The organism is Reticulibacter mediterranei, from assembly GCF_016587455.1.
In genome coordinates, this window is sequence record NZ_BNJK01000001.1 from 7,909,113 (window position 1) to 7,927,602 (window position 18,490).

Consider the following 18,490-nt stretch of genomic DNA (forward strand, 5'->3'; position numbering starts at 1 on the left):
ATTTTTTTGTTTTACCATGCCTCTTGTTTGCTCATGGTTTCTTTCAGCGCCTCGCCAAGCGTGTTTAAGCGTTTATCCTGCCCAATTGGGAGGACGTGCAAACGGTTATAAGATTTATCAATCCATCCGATATGTCGTTTGGATTGATACTGAGAAGCAAGCTGAATGCCTTGGTAATAGTGGTGAACATCACTCAAAAGAGCGCATCAGGCTGCGTACATTCTTGACGTAGCGCCAGTTGAAGATGCCTCGATGAACGACGGCCCAACCACCCTCGTTGTAAGCGCTGATGACTTTGTTCAGGTCGCCGTGAAAGTTGTGCCACAGGATAGCTAAATAGTAAGTACCGAGGTAAATGTTGCCGCGTAACTTATAAGGATCATAATGTTTACGTGCCGACGTGTTGAGCCCCATCGCCGTATAGGGCATGATTTGCATCACCCCGATTCCACCGTCGCGCGAGATGATACGCTGCTGCCATCCGCTTTCCTGCCAGGCAATGGCCTGCACAAGAGATGCTGGCAGGTGGTAATATGCGGCAGCCTGTTGTAACGTCGTGATCACCTGCCCACGAGTGGCACTTTCCAGCGCGTTGTATGCGTACCAGCGTATTGTGCCGTTGGACATTAGCCCGCTCTGTTGGATAAGGTAAGGGATACATAGCACCTGCTTTTTGTATATCAGATTAATATTTTTCAGGTGATTAGCCCGGGCTAATGTCTGGATGCTCGTTTTAGTATTAGCCGCTATTCGGGTCAAATTATCGCCAGAACGTACAGCATACCAGTGACATGCTTTGCCAGGCCCGGGTGTAGCAGATGCATAGGCATCTGGTAGAGAACAATCGGCGGCAAGAGAACCGAGGAACAGGAGAACTGCAAAGCTAAAGAACAGCAGCATCTTGCAAATAGGAGCAAAAAACTGATACCTTGTTTTAAGGTTGCGGTTAATCCCCCGCTTTATACGCTCTCTTGTAGAAATTCTTCGTATCGGTATGTTCATCATGGTTCCACATCTCCTCTCCCATTTACTATATCTATCGCTTAAATAAATAAATATGGATATATCATGTATAATTGATAGTGCGAATATTCTCTTGACTACGGTTTAGCTGCGTGCTACAGTGTGGAGCATAGAGTATAAGACACTTGAGAGGGCATCGGGCTTATGAAAACAGAAGACTTGTTGAGTGCAACGGTCGAGGAATACCTTGAGACGATCTACAACATGAGTATGGAAGGCGAAGTTGTTATTGGAGCGCGTCTGGCGGAAAAATTCCGCGTTGCTCCGCCAACGGTCACAGAAATGCTCAAGCGATTGGTGAGAGATGGGTATGTGGAGATGGACAATAAGCGCCATGTGACCCTGACGGAGGCTGGCAATCAGGCGGCGGAGGCTGTGTTGCGTCGGCATAGACTGACGGAGCGATTTCTCGTTGATATGCTAGGGATGCAGTGGCATCAGGTGCATGAGGAGGCCTGTCGCCTTGAGCATTTTATCTCTGGCGCGGTGGAAGCACGGGTTATCTCCAGCCTGAACAATCCCACCACCTGTCCACATGGGAATCCAATCCCCGGTTCTGTTCCCAACGCTCGGAGCTATCTCAAAGATCTGCAAGCGGTGCGGCTTTCGACCATAGAGGTTGGTCAAAGCGCAAAGATCCTCTGCATTTCGGAGGTTGTGGAGGACGAAGAGGCGCTGATTATGTACCTGCACGAGAAAGGGTTGACCCCAGAAATCGTTGTCACCATCCTTTCTCAGGGAACCCCTGATCCAGAGACGCACATGTTGCAGGTGATCTTAGATGTCAACGGGCGCGAGGTGGTGATTAGCCGCGAGGTTGCCACAAAAATCTGGGTCACGCGTTGAGCAAATCGCACATTTGATAGATAGGCTTTGACCAGGGATAGAGAAAACGCCCCACATATCGCTAGCATGATGTGTGGGGCGTTTTTTTGCAACCAGAGTGGTTTTTTCGGAGGTTGAGCCGATTACGAAATTCGTAGAAATAATGGGAATAATTGAAATAATTCGCAATGATAGCTCAAGAATTGTTGCTATTTTCAGCAAAAATAGCGTACAATACAACAAGGTACGAAGATAAAATACGAAGAATGGCTATCCTGGGAACCGGATGTCTGCCGTAGACGTAGAGCAACGGCTGTCGAGTTGTTCGTTATCGAGGTTCCCCGCTGAAAGGAGTCCTCTATGCTGCGCGAGCCGATTACAGTTCGTCCTGATCTGGTGGGGGAAATTGTTGCGCGTGAGGAAGCAGAGTTTAAAAAACGTACGCCTCGTTCTCACGAGATTCACGAGCGGGGCAAAGCATCCCTGCCTATGGGAGTCTCCAGTTCTTTCCAGGCCGTCCCACCATATCCGCTGTTTATTAGCCGTGCTGAGGGGAGCCGCATCTGGGACTATGATGGTAACGAGTATATCGATTTTCATCTAGGTTTTGGTAGCTTGCTCGTTGGTCATTCACATCCCGTGCTGATGGCGGCGTTGCGCGATCAGCTGGGGAAAGGCTCGCTGTACTCGTTGCCCTGCCCGGATAGCGTCTTTCTCGCAGAGGAACTGGTGCGGAGGTTTGCCCCCATCGAGCAGGTACGCTTCTGTAACTCCGGGACTGAGGCGACGATGGATGCGATTCGTCTGGCTCGTGCGCATACCAGGCGCGACAAAATCGTCAAGATCGAGGGTGCCTATCACGGCCATCACGATAACGTGTTGATGAGTACGAAGCCCTCGCTTGAGGCAGCAGGTCCGGCGAGACATCCCAATACTGTGCCTGCCTCGCAAGGCATTCCCGCCGACGTGAAAAATAACACCATTATTGCGCCATATAACGATGCCGAGGCGCTCGATCAGATCTTGAGCGAACACGAGGGAGAAGTTGCGGCGGTCATTACCGAAGCGGTGCTGATGAATGTTGGCATTATGTTGCCGCAAGAGGGCTATCTTCAGAGAGTGCGCGATATCACGCGGCGGCACGGGGTTCTCTTGATCTTTGATGAGGTGAAGACGGGTGTGACCGTTGCTCCGGGCGGTATTACCGAACTTTATCCGGTCGAGCCTGACCTGATCTGTCTGGCCAAGTCGATTGGCGGCGGCATGCCGATTGGTGCCTTTGGCGGACGAGAAGAGATCATGCGCCACATCAATCATCAAGAGGTACTGCACCTGGGCACCTTTAATGGTAATCCCATGTCGATGCGCGCCGGGTTGGTGACGCTTACCGAGATCTTTACCCCGGAGGCGCACGCACACGCCAATCAGCTTTCGGCGGCGCTGGCGAAATCGTATGAAGATCTGATTGCCAGCACTGGCCTGCCTATGCATGTTGCTCAGATTGGTGCAAAGGGTTGCGCCATGTTCCGCCATGAGCGTGCGCGCAATTATCGTGCCTGGCTGGAGGTGGATATGGAGCTATCCTTTGCCTACTGGCTCTTCCTGGCAAATCGTGGTATTCTTTTCCCACCAGGATTGGACGATCAATGGACAATTTCGGTTCAGCATTCGCAGGCCGATATTGAGCATCATGCACGTGTCTTTCACGAGTTTGTCGCTGAGATCAGTCGCTAAGCATGAATTGGCCTGTCGTAGTTGAGCGATGTATCGCGGGGAAGCTCGTCGTGTGGCCCTCCGCGATACATCGCTCGACTACGACGGGCTAAGGGTACTCATAATAGAGTAGGTGAGTACCTCTTTCCATCCCCTCCAATCTTTGTCAGACATATACCCCTATCTTCCCCGTTGGTAGACTTATGGTATGCAATTTGTTATAGTTCATATTCAGTATCAATTTCTGCGAGTTGCTTCGTTGTGGCCTATGTTTTTTGCGGAAGTGTGTCGTCTATTATGAATAACCAGAATATATCAGTATCGTCACTTGCTCAGAGTACAGATGAGCGGCCTGTTATCTCATCGCGTCCACCAGCGCTCCCCCCTGAAGGGAATGGACATCTGCTGGCTCGCCTCTCACCGTTCTGGCGAGATCGCCTGGTCGAGGGAGGATTGGTTCTTTCGATGATACTCTATTATCTTATCCATTCTCCTCTGCTCTCTCTACCATTTCTGCTTATTTTTGCATTATTAAGCTGGTATCGCTTATCATTTGCTATTGCCCTGTTGCCGCTGACGTTGCCCTATTATCTTGAAACGTACCAGAAAGCAGTTGCCGGCTCTGCTATGTTTAGCCTGACCGAGATTACGCTGAGCATCTGTGTTGTGGTCTGCCTGGCACAGTTCGTCTTGAAGCGTGGCGAGCGGCGTTTCTGGCTCTCGTGGAGAGAGCTGCAAGATCGTGTGGGGCCGTTTCTGCTACCAATGGTTGTGTTTTTACTGGTGGCTGCCCTCTCGATTACCATCGCCTATCGGGGTGATCTGGCTCTGCGCGATTTTCGCAAAGAGGTCTTCGCACCCCTTCTCTATTTTGTGCTGGTGCTCCTTTATATACGCTCGCGACACGATGTGATACGTCTGCTCGCTGCCCTGATCGCCACCGCAACGATTGTGGCTTTCATGGGCGTGATACAGATTCTCTTCTTTCCAAATTCTATGGCGCTGGAAGAGGGTGTGCGTCGCGTCTATGCAATCTACGGAAGTCCGAATAGCATCGGGTTGCTGTTTGATTATACGTTGCCAATTGTGCTGGCATGGGCGCTGGGACGAGTGCGCTGGGGCAGCCGTTTCCTGGCACTGTTTTTAGCAGGGTTGATGTTTGTCGTTCTCTATTTGACGCATTCTCTGGGGAGTTGGATGGGCATTGCAGTGGCAGCGCTTTTTGTTGTAGGGTTTTCTATCAGGAGCCGTAAGATTTTGTTGATTGGTGGCCTGTTCGCGCTGGTGCTGGCGATTGCCGTAGTTGCCGTATATCATACCCAGTTGTTGAACTATGTGGTTGATCGCCACTCTGATGCCTTTGGGACCGGCACAGCTGCCAAGCGTGTTTATCTCTGGCAGGCGGCGCTGGCAATGATTCACGATAGCCCCTGGCTTGGCTACGGGCTGGATAACTGGCTCTGTCATTACAGCCAGAACACTATCTGCCCGAATACGCTCCATCACTATTGGCTGCTGCGAGATGCAACCGGACACCCAACGGGGCTGGTCAATGAGCCGAATCTGTCGCATCCCCATAACATATTCTTGCATATCTGGGTGAGCATAGGAGTATTCGGTCTGCTCTCGTTTGGCGTCGTGCTGATCCTGTTCTACTGGCTCTTTGCGCGCATCCTGATCTCCTTGCACGCTGCTCCTGGCAAATATAGCGAGCAGTTGCGCTGGATGACGCTGGGTGTGGGTGCTGCTATGCTGGCCGCTCTGGTGCAGGGGCAGGTCGATAGTGCTTTTCTGGAACAAGACCTTTCTTTCTGCTTCTGGACCCTGGTTGCGACCTTATTATTGCTGCGTGTCCTCTCACAAACTTCCTGGCGCGATGTCGTGCAATCTGAAGCGAAGCAAGAGGCTGTGTGACGGGCAGCACAGTGCCAGGGCTTTCCAAATCTCCCATCTAGCGGGAGTGCAGAGGGCGGCAGCCCTTTGCCGGGGTGCGGGGTGTTCCCGCAAAAACCTTTTTTCTTCTCTTTTGCGCGCCGCCGCAGGCGGCGCGCGAAGGAGGGAAGGAAACTGGGGACACCCCAGACCCCGGCAGGGAGACCCCTGCACCCCTTTGAGCGGAGAACTGGAAAGCCCTGGCACAGTGCTCGTTTGTCTGGACGCGGCAGAGGTCAGGTGATATACTGATTCCTGCCGCGCTAAAACGTTTACTTTTTAAGAATTTATATTCTGTCGTAGTTGAGCGATGTATCGCGGGGAACTTGTCGTGCGGCCCCGCGATACATCGCTCAACTACGACAGGCTTATATTAAAGAAGCGGCAAGGAATCCTCTTTTATTTTCGATGGTGAATGGAGAAGCCCTTCATGTCAGACAATCTTTCCCCCTCTTTTCAATCCGTTCGGCAATTGGCGGAGGCACTACGGGCAAATGTGGCGCGGGTGATTATTGGCAAACTGGATGTGATTGATTTTTTGCTGGTTGCTCTGTTGAGCGATGGTCACGTCTTGATTGAGGATGTCCCCGGTATGGGGAAAACGGTCATGGCAAAATCACTTGCCCGCTCGCTGGGAGCCACGTTTCAACGCATCCAGGGAACGCCTGATCTGCTGCCGACCGATATCCTGGGCGTGAGCTATTTCGATCAGGGGCGCAACGATTTTGTGTTTCGGCATGGCCCTATTTTTGCACAAATTCTGCTGGTCGATGAAGTCAACCGTACAACTCCTCGTACGCAAGCGGCACTGTTGGAGGCAATGGCTGAGCGACAGGTAACGGTGGAGCGCGAGACGATGGCGCTGGCAAAGCCGTTTCTCGTCCTGGCAACACAAAATCCTGTAGAGCAAGAAGGAACCTTCCCTCTGCCCGAAGCTCAACTCGACCGCTTTCTGATGAGCTTGCAGATCGGGTATCCGTCCGAAGACGAGGAACAGGCTATCTTGCATCGCTTTAAAACCGAAGAGCCGCTGGAGACCTTGCAGCCAGTGATTGATGCGGAGCAACTGGTCGCCTTGCAGCAGGTGGTCCGTCAGGTGCAATGGCAACCCGAAGTCGAGCGCTACCTGTTGGCGATTGTGCGAGCCACGCGCAATCATGCCTCTGTCGCGCTTGGCGTCAGTCCTCGTGGGGCGCTGGCGCTGTATCGAGCCTGTGAAGCCTACGCCGCCCTACAAGGACGTGATTATGTCCTGCCCGACGATGTCAAACATCTGGCCCCTGTTGTGCTGGCCCATCGCTTGATTACAACGACGCGAACTCGGATGCGAGGGAAGCGCAATCTGGAGATTATTGCGGAGATTGTGCAGGCGACTCCTGTTCCTGTTGAGACCGTAGCGCCTCCTTCAAGCAAAAGGTAGGTGTGGCGATGAACACCGATCTCGTTAAGATTGAGCGCGATGAGGAGATGCTCAAAAAGCGCCGCCTCTGGTATGCGCTGGCGGTGGGCCTCCTGTTTATCAGCGTCGTAACGCGGCAACCCCTCGCGTTTCTGGCGGCACTGTTTACCGTCGTCGTCGCATTCGTGCCAGAACTGTGGTATCGACGCGCGCTGCGGCATCTAGTGGTGCGCCAGTGGGTGGACCATAATCACTTGTTCTTTGGAGAGGTGGTTACGCTCTCGATGCGCATCGAAAACCAGAAATGGCTCCCGCTGCCCTGGCTGGCAGCCGAGAATACCATTACGCCTCCGCTCGCTCCTGTCAGCAAACGTGCTCTACGCTTGCGCAAAGCGAACGAAGATACCTTTGCCAATACCTGGCTCCTCTGGTCTTTTCAGCGGGTCACACGTCACTATCGCTTCTTCTGTCACGCACGCGGCTTTCATGTTTTTGGCCCTATTAGATTGAGAAGCAGCGATCCGTTTGGTTGGCTGGAATGTGATATGACGTTGCCTGTTGCCGAAAACCTGTTGATCTATCCGCTGATTGCGCCGCTGGAAACGCTGGGCTTTGCATCTGTGCATCCCTTTGGGGACTATGCCTCGGATCGGCGCTTGATCGAAGATCCCCTGCGTTTCGCCGGTGTGCGCGATTACCAGTTGGGCGATGATCCGCGTCGTATTCACTGGAAAGCGACTGCGCGCACCCATACGTTGCAGAGTAAGCTCTACGAACCCAGCAGCCTGCGTCGCCTGCTCGTGCTGCTCGACGCCTGGAACTATTCTGAAGATCTCAAAGAGGCCGATGTCGAGATTCAGGAGTTGACGATCTCTGTCGCAGCCTCGATTGCGTTGTGGGGGCTTGACAATAACTATATGGTAGGGTTGCTCTCCAATAGCTCCCTGATGACCTTACAGGCCGAGCGGCCCGCGTCATCGTTAAGCGATTCGTTGGTTGAGTGGGATATCAAAAGACTGGAAAATGCTACCAGCATCAAGATTTCTGCCCCCGGAATCAGCGTCCCCTTTGCCTCCGACTACGGACAGTATGAGCGTATCCTTTCGCATCTGGCCCGGCTCGTTCCCCGCTTTAACACGCCAATAGAGCACATTATGGATACGGAAGATACGATGTTTCCTCTTGGCACGACGATACTGTTGGTCAGCGCGAAAACCTCGCTCAACGCCGCCACGATAGAGCGCTTGCTTGATTTGCGTGCGCGTGGTGCGGCTGTCTATCTCGTGCTGACTGGTGAGCCTGATGTTGATCTGGCAACGGACATCTACGATTTACCCCTGCATTCTGTCGGTGGAAAGGAGAAATGGCATGAACTCATCAGCACCGTCGGCGAGCAAAAAAGCGAGACTGTTGGAACCAGCTCTACTGCGCTCCAACTGGATTGAGTTCTTTGCCGTTCCGGTTGCAATTAGCATTATGGAATCGCAACCGATTATCATCATTCTCGCCATCTTCGCACCATTGTTTAACACTGGTGGTCAGACCGTCCCGTTGGGAGAGACGACGATTACACTGTTGTTGCTGGGATTGCTCTGGTGGGCGAGGCTGGGGAAACACTTTGTGCTGCGTGGGGTCAACGAACGCAAGGTGCAAATCTGGCAGGTTGGCGGACTGGTGCTGGCGATGGTCCCTGTTGGTGCGGTTGGTATAGGACAGATCGGGAATATTCTGGCCCTTTTTCTGGTGATTGCGCTGGTTGTCTGGTGCTGGAAACGGGGACTGGATTGGGCACGGACCGGGCTGGATGATGAGCATATTATCACGGCGTTTCGCGTGGGGTTCTGTGTGCTGCTGGTTGGGCTGGTGATCGGCATTTTATTGCTCAACATGGCATCTCCTCTGGTGTTAGCGGTGCAGGCGCAGGCCATCCCGCTGTTCTTTATGAGCGGCTTGATCGGCCTGTCGTTTACGCGTCTGGGATTGGTGCGTCGGGAGAATGCGCGACATAGCCCAACGGGTACTGATCAGACCCGCTCCTGGCTGACGATTCTCTCAATTGTGTGGGTGATTGTGGTTGTCGCGTCCCTGGCGTTGGAGACCTTTTCGTTTCAGGTATTACTGGCAATCATGCCGTTCTTCTGGAATGTGCTGGGAACGATAGTCACATGGATCGTGTATGCGCTCTATTTCTTGCTCTCGCCGCTGCTCTCGTGGCTGTTTAACGGTGGGAAGCTTCCTCCACCAACCGCACGACCAACTGGACCCGCCCCAAAGCCTCAGCCACCGCCACACATGACTCCGATTGCCCCTGAAGCTGTATTGATCGGTCAGATTGTGCTGTCGCTAATTGTGCTGGTAATTCTGGTGTTGATTGTGCGAGCGATAGTCAGGCGGTGGCGGGTTGAGCGCGAGGAGGATGAAGATGAGGAGGAGCGCGAGGCACTACCCGTGCAGGAAATTTTGAAGATGCGGCGCGAGGAACGGCGGAAAAAGAAGAAAGAGGAATTGGCACTTGAAGCGCTTGAGCCAGGATCGGCGAGGGCACGGTATCGCGAACTGTTGCAAACGATTGCGGAGAGCAACGAGCGGCTGGCCCGGCGTCCCAACGAAACACCTGCTGAGTATGAGACGCGGCTGCGAGCGCAATTGCCGCATAGTGCGGCTGTGACTATGGACACAGAACAGGAACTATCTGATGCAGCGATACTGGAAACATTAACGCAGTCCTACGCGGGAGAGCGTTATGGAGGAGTGCAAACCAGCGCGGTCCAGCGAAAGTATTTAAGTACCTGGGTTCCACATTTGCTGAAAAGGTTTACGGGCAGGACAAAAGGAGTTTAAAATATAAAAAAGAAAAGTAATTGCTAAAAGAGGTGGAGTTTTATGCGCTAATTCACATGTCAGGTGCGATATAGATCATAGATGCTTTCTCCTGATCAAGTTATTCTGTGATAAAAGGATACAATGAGGGGGAAACTTATGATATTCAATATGCAAATTTCGACGGTATTGCTCTGGTTAGCATGCCATTTTGTAGGTGATTTTGCGTTTCAAAGCACCTGGATGAGCGTTGAAAAGGGGAAAAGTTGGGAGGTAAATTTCTATCATTGCGCCACCTATACAGCGACTTTTTTGTTATTTATACGTCCTTTCCCTTCGCTTGCGGCCATTGCCGTTTTGATTGGAACCCATTTCGTTGTGGATGCGCTCAAGGCTCGTTATAAAGTAATTGGCCCTATCTGGCTCGACCAGCTTTTGCATTTTTTGACTATTTTCTTAATTCTTGGACTGAATTTATAGCAGTTTTTTGGAAGCGTCTTGCTTCACTGATCGCTTTCATGATATGCTCATCAGCATTGAACTATGAAACAGAAGAGAGCAGAAGAAAGCGATGTCACAGACTGAAAATCAGAACCTTATCTCGCCGCTTGCTACCAAACTGGCTGCACCCCAACTTCCTCTAACATTGGTCAACCGGGAGAGATTGCTGGCAGATCTGGATGTGACACCAGCGCATCGGTTGGTGCTGCTTTCTGCCTCTGCTGGCTTTGGTAAAACTACTTTGCTCTCGGCATGGGTTCGTCAGAGCAAGAGCCGGGTCGCCTGGTTGACACTTGATGAGCAAGATGACGATCCGATCCGCTTTTGGGCCTATGTGATTGCGGCGCTCGGGAAAGCCAGCTTGCCTGTAGGAGAGGCTATGTTAGCCCTGTTACAGGCACCCCAGCGTTTAGAGCTGACTGGCGCTCTGACCTCGCTCATCAACGAACTGGCGATGCTTGAGCAAGAAACAATCCTGGTGTTCGATGATTATCATGTGATTAGAGAACGAACTATCCATGAATCGCTGCAATTTTTGCTCGATCACCTTCCTCCCAATCTGCATCTATGTATTGCCAGTCGCATCGATCCTCCGTTGGCGCTTTCTCGTCTGCGGGTACGTGGGCAACTTGTTGAGATTCGCGACACTGATCTACGCTTGAGCAGCGAAGAGACAGCGACATTTTTGTCTCAGGTGATGAAGCTTGCACTCTCAGAAGAGGATATGCAACGCCTGGAAACGCGCACCGAAGGATGGATTGCTGGCCTCCAGTTGGCGGCGCTCTCTCTGCGGAGACATGCTGATGTGCCAGCCTTTATCCGGGCGTTTACTGGTAGCCAGCGCTTTATCCTTGATTATGTGCAGGAAGAGATTTTGATGCCTCTGCCTGAATTGCAGCAGAACTTTCTGCTGGAAACAGCCGTGCTTGATCGCATGAATGCTGCCATCTGTCAGGCGCTCACCGGACGAGAAGATGCTCAACAGATTCTCGAAGCGTTGGAGCGTGCCAATCTGTTTCTCGTGCCTCTCGACGAAGAACGGAACTGGTATCGCTTTCATGCCCTCTTTCGCGAGGTGTTGCTTGCCCGATTACAGGCTATCCAGCCGAGACGAGCTTTGCAACTGCATCGGGCGGCAGCGGTCTGGTATGAGCAACAGGGCTGGTTGCATGAGGCCATCTCGCACGCTCTGGCGGCACGGGACTTCTCTTTCGCTACTTCCTTGTTAGAAAGCAATGTCGAACGCCTGTATCTGCAAGCCGAGCTGAAAACATTGTTAGCCTGGATTCAGCAGTTGCCCGAAGATGTCCTGTGTGAGCATCCTCGCCTTGCTACAAGCTATATTTTAACCTTCAATATGATGTTTCCTTTCGCTCATCAACAATTGGCAGAAAGAGCATCTCTTCATCAGCTTATGGAGCGGCTTGTCCAGCGTGCAGATCAGGAGACCCTTGCGCCACAGGAGCGAGATCGATTGCGCAATCGGATCACGATTCTCAAATCCTGGGATCTGATTGCAGGGGCGCTCTCTGACGGCAACGTAGAGCAGCTGACCAGTGTTGTTCAACAGATGCAACGGTTGTCTCTGAATGACGATATCATGTGGTCGCTACAACATGGGGGATGCCTTACCATTGCGTTGCGCCTTGCCGGGAATTTTCCTCCGATGGTGGTAGCCATTCAGGAACTCAGGACTATGAGCCAGACGACACAACAACTTGCCCTGGAAGGTCAGGTGCTCTGGGGTCTGGTTGCCGCTCTGCTCGCTCTGGGACAATTGCGGCAAGCGCGTGACCACTGCCAGGAACTAGGCCAGCTGGTTGATCGTCTGGGCAGACCGCTCCCGGTGGCGGCGTATCCAGATTTCTTCCAGGCGCAACTCGCCTATGAATGGAATGATCTGGATATGGCGAAAAGTGCTGCTCTGAAGGCCATTGAGCAGACAACGCCTTTGCAGTATATGGATATTCTCATGGGAGCCTATGAGGTGCTGGTTCGTGTTTGCATTGTTCAGGGCGATCTGACTGGTGCTGAACAGGCGGTACGTGAGTTGGAGCGCTTGCATCAGTCGGCTGAGATTCCCCTCTTTCGTCCCTGGATTGCCAGTGTACGGGTTCACCTCTGGCTGGCTCAGGGCAAACTTGCGCAGGCTGTGGATTGGGCCGAGCGTGCTGAGCACCGTCAGGATGTCCTCGCATATCCCCGCGAAAGGGAATATCTGGCGCTGGTACACGTCTATCTGGCAAAGCGGCAGTATCCACAGGCCTTACAGTGGCTCAATGCGCTTCTTAGCAGCGCCGAGCAGGTTGAGCGCACGGGGAGCGTCATCGCGATCCTGGCCTTGCAGGTGGCAATTCTGCAAGCGGCGGGGAATGTCCAGGAGGCGCGTTACGTCCTTCAGCGCTTGCTCATGTTGGCAGAGCCGGAGGGATATGTGCGCGTCTTTCTCGATGCCGGTAAACCGATGCAGCAGGCACTTCAGGCATTGCTCGTTGCTGAGCAGAACGATGTTCCCGCAGATCATATTTCCTATATTCATGCGCTCCTCGACGTGTTTGCAAGCGAGCAAGGCCAGGAGGTGACGGAAAAAACGCTACCTCTGACCGCCAAACCTCTCATCAGTACTCCATCATCGCTACCTGAAGCGCTGACACCGCGCGAACAGGAAGTTTTGCGGCTGCTTGCGGAAGGAGCCTCCAATCAGGAGATTGCCAGGCAGCTGATTGTCTCTCTTGCGACCGCAAAGAAACATGTCGCGAATATTCTGAGCAAACTGGGGGCGGAGAACAGGACGCAGGCTATTGCGTATGCTCGCTCGCTCTCTTTACTCTAACTTGCTCATCATCCCCAACCAGGACGGTAGCCGAAAGGCTACCATCTGAACCTCTTTTCCTCTACTCCTTTCGCCATGAAAAAGGTATCCCTTGCGATATCCTTTCGGTTACTGTGTTCTGTTCGCGAACCAGGTATTCTTTATCCACAGAGAAGAACAAACAATATGAACGGAGTCCAAGAGCTTATGAGATACGTTATCCGCGTCAAGGGACACCTGGACGCCTTCTGGCAAGGATGGTTTGAGAACCTCTCGATCACTCACAATGTAGATGGCACAACCTTGCTTGTGGGTCATATCAAGGATCAAGCTGCACTGTACGGCATCCTCATTAAATTGCGCGATCTGGGGCTAACGCTTCTAGAGCTTGCGCCTTCGGAGCAGTGAGTAGCGCCACCGGTTTTCGACTCCATCTCTTCTCTTGCATGAATAAGCGAAAAGCAACATAAGGAGAAATGAATATGTCATCATATGATCGCGATGCTACTGAAAAGACACAGGTATTGATTGTCGGAGGCGGTCTGGTGGGCCTGTCAACCGCCATGTTTCTGGCTAACCAGGGGATTGCATCCCAGTTGATCGAGCGCCATCCTGGGACCGCGATCCATCCTCGCGCAATGGGTTTTACCCCGCGCACAATGGAACTATTCCGGGGCGCTGGAATTGAGGAGGCGATTCGCCGGATCGAGCCGCCTATTCCACAAGGCAATCAGGTGCTCTTGGTCGAGAGTCTGATGGGACAGGAGTTTGACCGTTTTCAAGAAAATGTTGACTCTTTGTTTATCGATGCCAGCAGCCCCGTGCATGGCAGCGCCATTGCTCAAGACCTGCTGGAGCCTGTGTTGCGTACACGAGCAGAAGAACTTGGTGCGGATCTACACTTTGGGACCGAACTGGTGACGTTCGAGCAGGATGAAGAGGGCATAACTGCAACGGTACGCGAACGTGTCAGTCAGCGTACTCCCACGATTCGCGCACGATATATGGTGGCGGCAGATGGTAGCCAGAGCGCGATTCGCAAGCAGCTTGGCATCGGTCAGCATGGCACGGGAAGCATGGGGCATTTCATCAGCGCTATCTTTGAAGCCGATCTGATGAAGGTTTTTCGCGAGAGGCAGGTTGTGATGTGTTTCCTGAGCAACGAGCAGGTTGCAATTGGCTCGCTTGTTCCCTATCCAGGTTCCACCGGGCGAGGAGACATCTTTCGGTTGGATATGGGCTATGACCCGGAGGAAGAGACGCTCGCTGATTATCCTGAGCAGCGCTGCCTCAGCCTAATCCGGGCCGCGACGGGCATTCCTGACCTGAAGATCACGCTCAAAGCCACGCTGACCTGGGAAATGAATGCGCTGGTGGCTGATCGATGGCAGCAGGGCAACATCTTCCTGGTGGGCGATGCCGCACGCACTCAACCGCCTAGCGGTGGTCTGGGGGCCAATACGGGCATTGCTGAAGCCCACAATCTGGCCTGGAAGTTGGCAGCCGTCCTACGTGGAGAGGCCGGCAGGGCGTTGTTAGTTACATATGATGCAGAGCGTCGCCCGGTGGCAGATTATACCGCCGAACAGATGGCGCTCCTTTCTCAGCAGCGTCATAGTGAGGGATCATCAGGCATAACCGTGAATATCAGAGATGTCAATACTGGCTATCGTTATGAGACGGGAGCTTTTGTGCATGAAGAGGGCGATGAACAACTTCCCCTGGCTCTATCCCCGGAAGCGTGGCGAGGAGAACCGGGAACGTATTTCCCTCATCTCGTACTCGCACAGGAAGACAGGGCGATCTCAACACACGATCTGATCGGCTCCCATTTTGTTCTGTTTGCTGGCCCCGATGGACGGCGTTGGAAAGAGGCCGCTCAACATGTAAAAGAGACACTCCATATAGAGCTTGCCAGCTATCAGGTTGGCGGCGAGGCGGGAGATCTCATCGAGAGTGAGAACAGGTTTTGCGAGACCTGCGGAATCACCAGTACTGGTGCGGTTCTGATCCGTCCCGATGGTTTTATTGGTTGGCGGAGCAAGAGCTTGGGTGAGTCCGTGCAACAGGAGCAAAATGTGTTAATGGGCGCTATCTCCACAATGCTAGCGCGTTAAGCAATGGTAAAAAATTGTCAACAGTACATCATGATTGAGAAAAAGGAAAAGAACATGGCTACGTTTGAATATACAGATACATTTAACTACTCATCTGCTTCCGTCTTTGCACTGCTAACCGATCTGGATGCTCGCCCCTCCTGGATTCAAGGGATTCTTGAGGTTCGTGTGACTCCAACCGGCCCCGCTCATCTGGGAACTGATTACTACGAAGTGGGCAAGTTCTCTGGTTTCAAGAGCGAGAAGATGATGAGTGTGACCGAGTTTGAGCAAGATCGTTTGCTGGTCCTGGCTACCCCGGAAGGGGCGAGCCATCCATTCCGTGAGACCTATCGCGTCGAGCCGCTCTCAGCGGAAAGCTGCCAGCTGACGATCACCGTCGAGGTCGGCAACGTGCCACAGGTGGCGGAGTTCTTTATGAGGCAGGAGATGAAGAAGTCACAGCCGCGCAACGCCGAACAGCTCAAAAAATTTCTGGCCGGGCAAAAATAATAAATTTTAACCTGTAACGACAATGGATATCGTAGTCGAGCGATTGATCGCGGTGCACTTGTCATGTGGCTTCTACTGTGATAAATCGCTCGACTACGATATCCTGGATATATAGATGAAATTATTCAGTTGGTGGTGTGTTGGGATCGCTGCCCTTGCTCTCACCATAGATCATATTGGCAAGATCGTTGCGCGTGCGTTCGATGATGGTGTGCAGGCGTTTGAGATGTTCCGGGTTGTGGAACGACATGCGCCCGGCAATCGAGAAGAGGCGGGCCACTTCCATTGCTTCGCTGCGGAGCGCCTGCATTTCCGGGGCATTCCAGCGACCGCCAGGGCCGAAAGTACGTGCCCATCCCGCTCCGGGAAAATCCTCATCTTCTTTTTGCCGCTCAGCAAGAAATGCTTTTCCTGCTTCGGTAATGCTGTAGACTTTCTTCCCATCAGCTTCTGCAACGGTGACGAGTCCGCGGTCTTCTAGCATCTGGAGCGTTGGATAAATGGAGCCTGCGCTGGGGACATAGAAGCCGCCCGATTTTTCTTCCAGCGCCTTCATCATCTCGTACCCATGCATGGAGCGTTCCTGGAGCAGTTCCAGCAGCGCATATTTCAAGTCACCGCGCCCGAAGAAGCGTCTTGATTCGCCGCCAGGACCACCGAAGGGGCCTTCTGGACCAAAAGGTCCGCCAGGGCCAAAGGGTCCGCCATGCCCGAAGAGGCCGCGTTTGATGCGTTTGGCAAAGAAACGTGGTCCGAAGTTCGGTCCATCATCCTGCAACCAGGGAGGAGTCCAGCCTTCCCAGTTGCCGCCGCCATATTGATATGCAAAATGTCTGTCGAATCTGCCAGGCATAAAAGTTCGCTCCTTTCGTTTCCAGGGAAATACGATATATCGCTGTAAATACTATAAGCGATATATCGTATTCATGTCAAGGACAAATATGTATGTTCTGCTGGATCGAAATAAGGCTATCTTTGCCTCTCGCTGCATCCCACATCCTGAGAGCAAAAAATACCTTTACGCGAATGTGGCGGATGGTGGAAGAGAGGTGGAACTGTACATTGCCATACGAGTGTAGTAGCTATGATTGACCAGGGTCCAGAGTTCCTGGAAAAGAGCTGGATCGAGCTGTTCCAGGGATTTGAGCGATGCCTGTTGCTTGTCGGCAGAGGCTTTGCAGAAGCTGCCACCGGCGGCAGCATTCAATTGGTCGAAGACGCTGCGCAGCTGTTTCAGGTTGAGCATGCGGGGAGAATATTCGACACGGGATGAGCAGTGATGCAAAAACTCATCGATCAGGTCAAGGCTGGAAGGTGGAGGAAAATGTTCGTCTGATGGAATGAGCAGGTCAATAATCGTATTCAACTGAGCTTCTTCTTCGCGAGTAAGCTCGGCAATAGGATTTTTTTGGGCTGATTTGCTTTGCAGTATTTTGTTCATGGAAGGCTCCTCTTAGCGAATAAGGTTGGCGACCTTTTCAACCATCTCTAATGGTATCATATGTTTGAGATGCATTTCAACTCGCGATGGCATAAAATGCGATTGACGATTGCCCATTCCTTACGATTGAGCGATTGTTTGTGTGGCCCCTGCGCGTGTTCCCTACTTTTTAGTATCGACAAGATGTGGGAACGCGCCAGAGATTAAAAAACAATAGTTTTATTTTCGTACACCAGAATGCGATCTTCGGTGTGAAGGCGCACAGCCTCCGCTAGCACCCGGCGCTCAACATCGCGTCCCTTGCGCATCAAGTCTTCGGCTGTATCGCGATGGTTACAGTGAATGACATCTTGCGCGATAATCGGGCCTTCGTCCAGATTGGCTGTGACGTAGTGGGCGGTTGCCCCGATAATTTTGACGCCACGTGCGAATGCTTTCTGATAGGGATTGGCTCCGATGAATGCCGGCAAGAAACTATGATGGATGTTAATGATTTGATGCGGATAGGCATCAACAAGGAGCGGTTCCAGGATTTGCATATAGCGAGCCAGGATGAGAAAATCGGCCCGGCCCTGGATAAATTCTAGAATTCGTTGTTGGTCAGCACTACGGGTTTCTTTATGGACTGGAAAATGATAGTAGGGGATATTATACATATGCGCCAGCGGTTCCAGATCGGGATGATTGCTAATGATAAATGGGATATCCATCATTAGCTCTCCGCTGCGCCAGCGCCAGAGTAAATCGGTCAGACAATGATCGAATTTGGATACAAAAATGCCCGCCCGTTTACGCTGTCGAGAGTAGCTGACGCTCCACTGCATATGGAATTCTTCGGCAATCGGTGCAAAGGTGGCTTCTAGCTCTGAAGGCAGGAGAGCAAAGCCTTCTTCGGCAAAGCTCACGCGCATAAAAAAAGTGCAATCTTGCTGGTTGGTTGAATGCTGGTCCGATTCAAGGATATTGCCCTGATGGGCAAAAATAAAGCGGGACACAGCCGCTACGATACCAGGTTTGTCGGGACACGAAATGAGCAATGTGATTGTTGACTTATGTGTGGACAACGAAGCCCTCCCACCGTAGTTGTTCTCTTCTTTTTGTGATGAGGTTATTGCACAGAGGGCGATTTCTGTGACTGCTGAGTGTATATACTATGATTATTGTTGCCCTTTGTCAATAGCAGAATTCGTTTTCTCTCATCGCTGCCGAAACATTTCAGCCGAGTACGGGTCAGGTTAGCCAAATCGTCCCTCTTGTAATATAATCTGCGTGTATAGTAGTAGGGAGCCTTGAGAATGTTTTCTCGGCAGAAAGTTATAGCTTTCAAATTATATGTTGTGCTATTTTTTTTTGCTCTGCTTATGACGTAAACTCATCATTTAATGCAGAAGCTCTAGTATCTTTCTCTATAAAGG

The 18,490-nt window shown here is 52.1% G+C and carries 15 protein-coding genes; 11 read left to right on the forward strand and 4 right to left on the reverse strand.

All coding sequences use genetic code 11. From position 1 onward, the window contains the following. Positions 1 to 189: 189 nt before the first annotated feature. On the reverse strand, positions 190 to 1,005 hold the full coding sequence (locus K3T83_RS33820; RefSeq protein ID WP_220207323.1) for a lytic transglycosylase: 816 nt from the start codon (positions 1,003 to 1,005) through the stop codon (positions 190 to 192). A 162-nt stretch (positions 1,006 to 1,167) separates the two neighbouring features. Between K3T83_RS33820 and K3T83_RS33825 the strand changes: the two genes are divergently transcribed. From K3T83_RS33825 to K3T83_RS33875, 11 genes are all read left to right on the forward strand, one after another. After that, entirely contained in the window at positions 1,168 to 1,869 is a 702-nt protein-coding gene (locus tag K3T83_RS33825; RefSeq protein ID WP_220207324.1) for a metal-dependent transcriptional regulator, read from the forward strand. Between the two features lie 339 nt (positions 1,870 to 2,208). Beyond that, positions 2,209 to 3,582: an aspartate aminotransferase family protein gene (locus tag K3T83_RS33830; protein ID WP_220207325.1), complete on the forward strand. Its 1,374-nt coding sequence runs from the start codon at positions 2,209 to 2,211 to the stop codon at positions 3,580 to 3,582. 276 nt (positions 3,583 to 3,858) lie between these two features. Then, positions 3,859 to 5,475 carry an O-antigen ligase family protein gene (locus K3T83_RS33835; protein ID WP_220207326.1) on the forward strand — a complete coding sequence of 539 codons (1,617 nt, stop codon included), beginning with the start codon at positions 3,859 to 3,861 and terminating at the stop codon, positions 5,473 to 5,475. Between the two features lie 448 nt (positions 5,476 to 5,923). Then, positions 5,924 to 6,913, forward strand: a complete 990-nt coding sequence (locus tag K3T83_RS33840; RefSeq protein WP_220207327.1) for an AAA family ATPase — start codon at positions 5,924 to 5,926, stop codon at positions 6,911 to 6,913. A gap of 8 nt (positions 6,914 to 6,921) precedes the next feature. After that, a complete protein-coding gene (locus K3T83_RS33845; RefSeq protein WP_220207328.1) occupies positions 6,922 to 8,337 on the forward strand; it encodes a DUF58 domain-containing protein in 1,416 nt (471 codons plus the stop codon). Beyond that, complete coding sequence (locus K3T83_RS33850; protein WP_220207329.1) at positions 8,261 to 9,733, forward strand: DUF4129 domain-containing protein; 1,473 nt, start codon at positions 8,261 to 8,263, stop codon at positions 9,731 to 9,733. The genes K3T83_RS33845 and K3T83_RS33850 overlap by 77 nt, the downstream gene beginning before the upstream one ends. Positions 9,734 to 9,871: 138 nt before the next feature. Beyond that, positions 9,872 to 10,192, forward strand: a complete 321-nt coding sequence (locus tag K3T83_RS33855; RefSeq protein WP_220207330.1) for a DUF3307 domain-containing protein — start codon at positions 9,872 to 9,874, stop codon at positions 10,190 to 10,192. A gap of 91 nt (positions 10,193 to 10,283) precedes the next feature. Next, entirely contained in the window at positions 10,284 to 13,046 is a 2,763-nt protein-coding gene (locus K3T83_RS57610; RefSeq protein ID WP_308441699.1) for a winged helix-turn-helix domain-containing protein, read from the forward strand. Positions 13,047 to 13,232: 186 nt separating this feature from the next. Then, the gene (locus K3T83_RS33865; RefSeq protein ID WP_220207331.1) at positions 13,233 to 13,433 is read left to right on the forward strand and encodes a DUF8691 family protein; all 201 of its coding nucleotides are present in this window, start codon (positions 13,233 to 13,235) and stop codon (positions 13,431 to 13,433) included. Between the two features lie 74 nt (positions 13,434 to 13,507). After that, a complete protein-coding gene (locus tag K3T83_RS33870; protein WP_220207332.1) occupies positions 13,508 to 15,142 on the forward strand; it encodes an FAD-dependent monooxygenase in 1,635 nt (544 codons plus the stop codon). A 54-nt stretch (positions 15,143 to 15,196) separates the two neighbouring features. Next, positions 15,197 to 15,634 carry an SRPBCC family protein gene (locus K3T83_RS33875; protein WP_220207333.1) on the forward strand — a complete coding sequence of 146 codons (438 nt, stop codon included), beginning with the start codon at positions 15,197 to 15,199 and terminating at the stop codon, positions 15,632 to 15,634. A 121-nt stretch (positions 15,635 to 15,755) separates the two neighbouring features. Here K3T83_RS33875 and K3T83_RS33880 read toward each other — a convergent pair whose 3' ends face one another. The 3 genes from K3T83_RS33880 to purU form a co-directional block, all read right to left on the reverse strand. Next, on the reverse strand, positions 15,756 to 16,487 hold the full coding sequence (locus K3T83_RS33880; protein WP_220207334.1) for a PadR family transcriptional regulator: 732 nt from the start codon (positions 16,485 to 16,487) through the stop codon (positions 15,756 to 15,758). 165 nt (positions 16,488 to 16,652) lie between these two features. Further along, a complete protein-coding gene (locus tag K3T83_RS33885) occupies positions 16,653 to 17,075 on the reverse strand; it encodes a gluconate 2-dehydrogenase subunit 3 family protein (RefSeq protein ID WP_220207335.1) in 423 nt (140 codons plus the stop codon). A gap of 203 nt (positions 17,076 to 17,278) precedes the next feature. Beyond that, a complete protein-coding gene (gene purU / locus K3T83_RS33890; protein ID WP_220207336.1) occupies positions 17,279 to 18,139 on the reverse strand; it encodes a formyltetrahydrofolate deformylase in 861 nt (286 codons plus the stop codon). Positions 18,140 to 18,490: the final 351 nt, after the last annotated feature.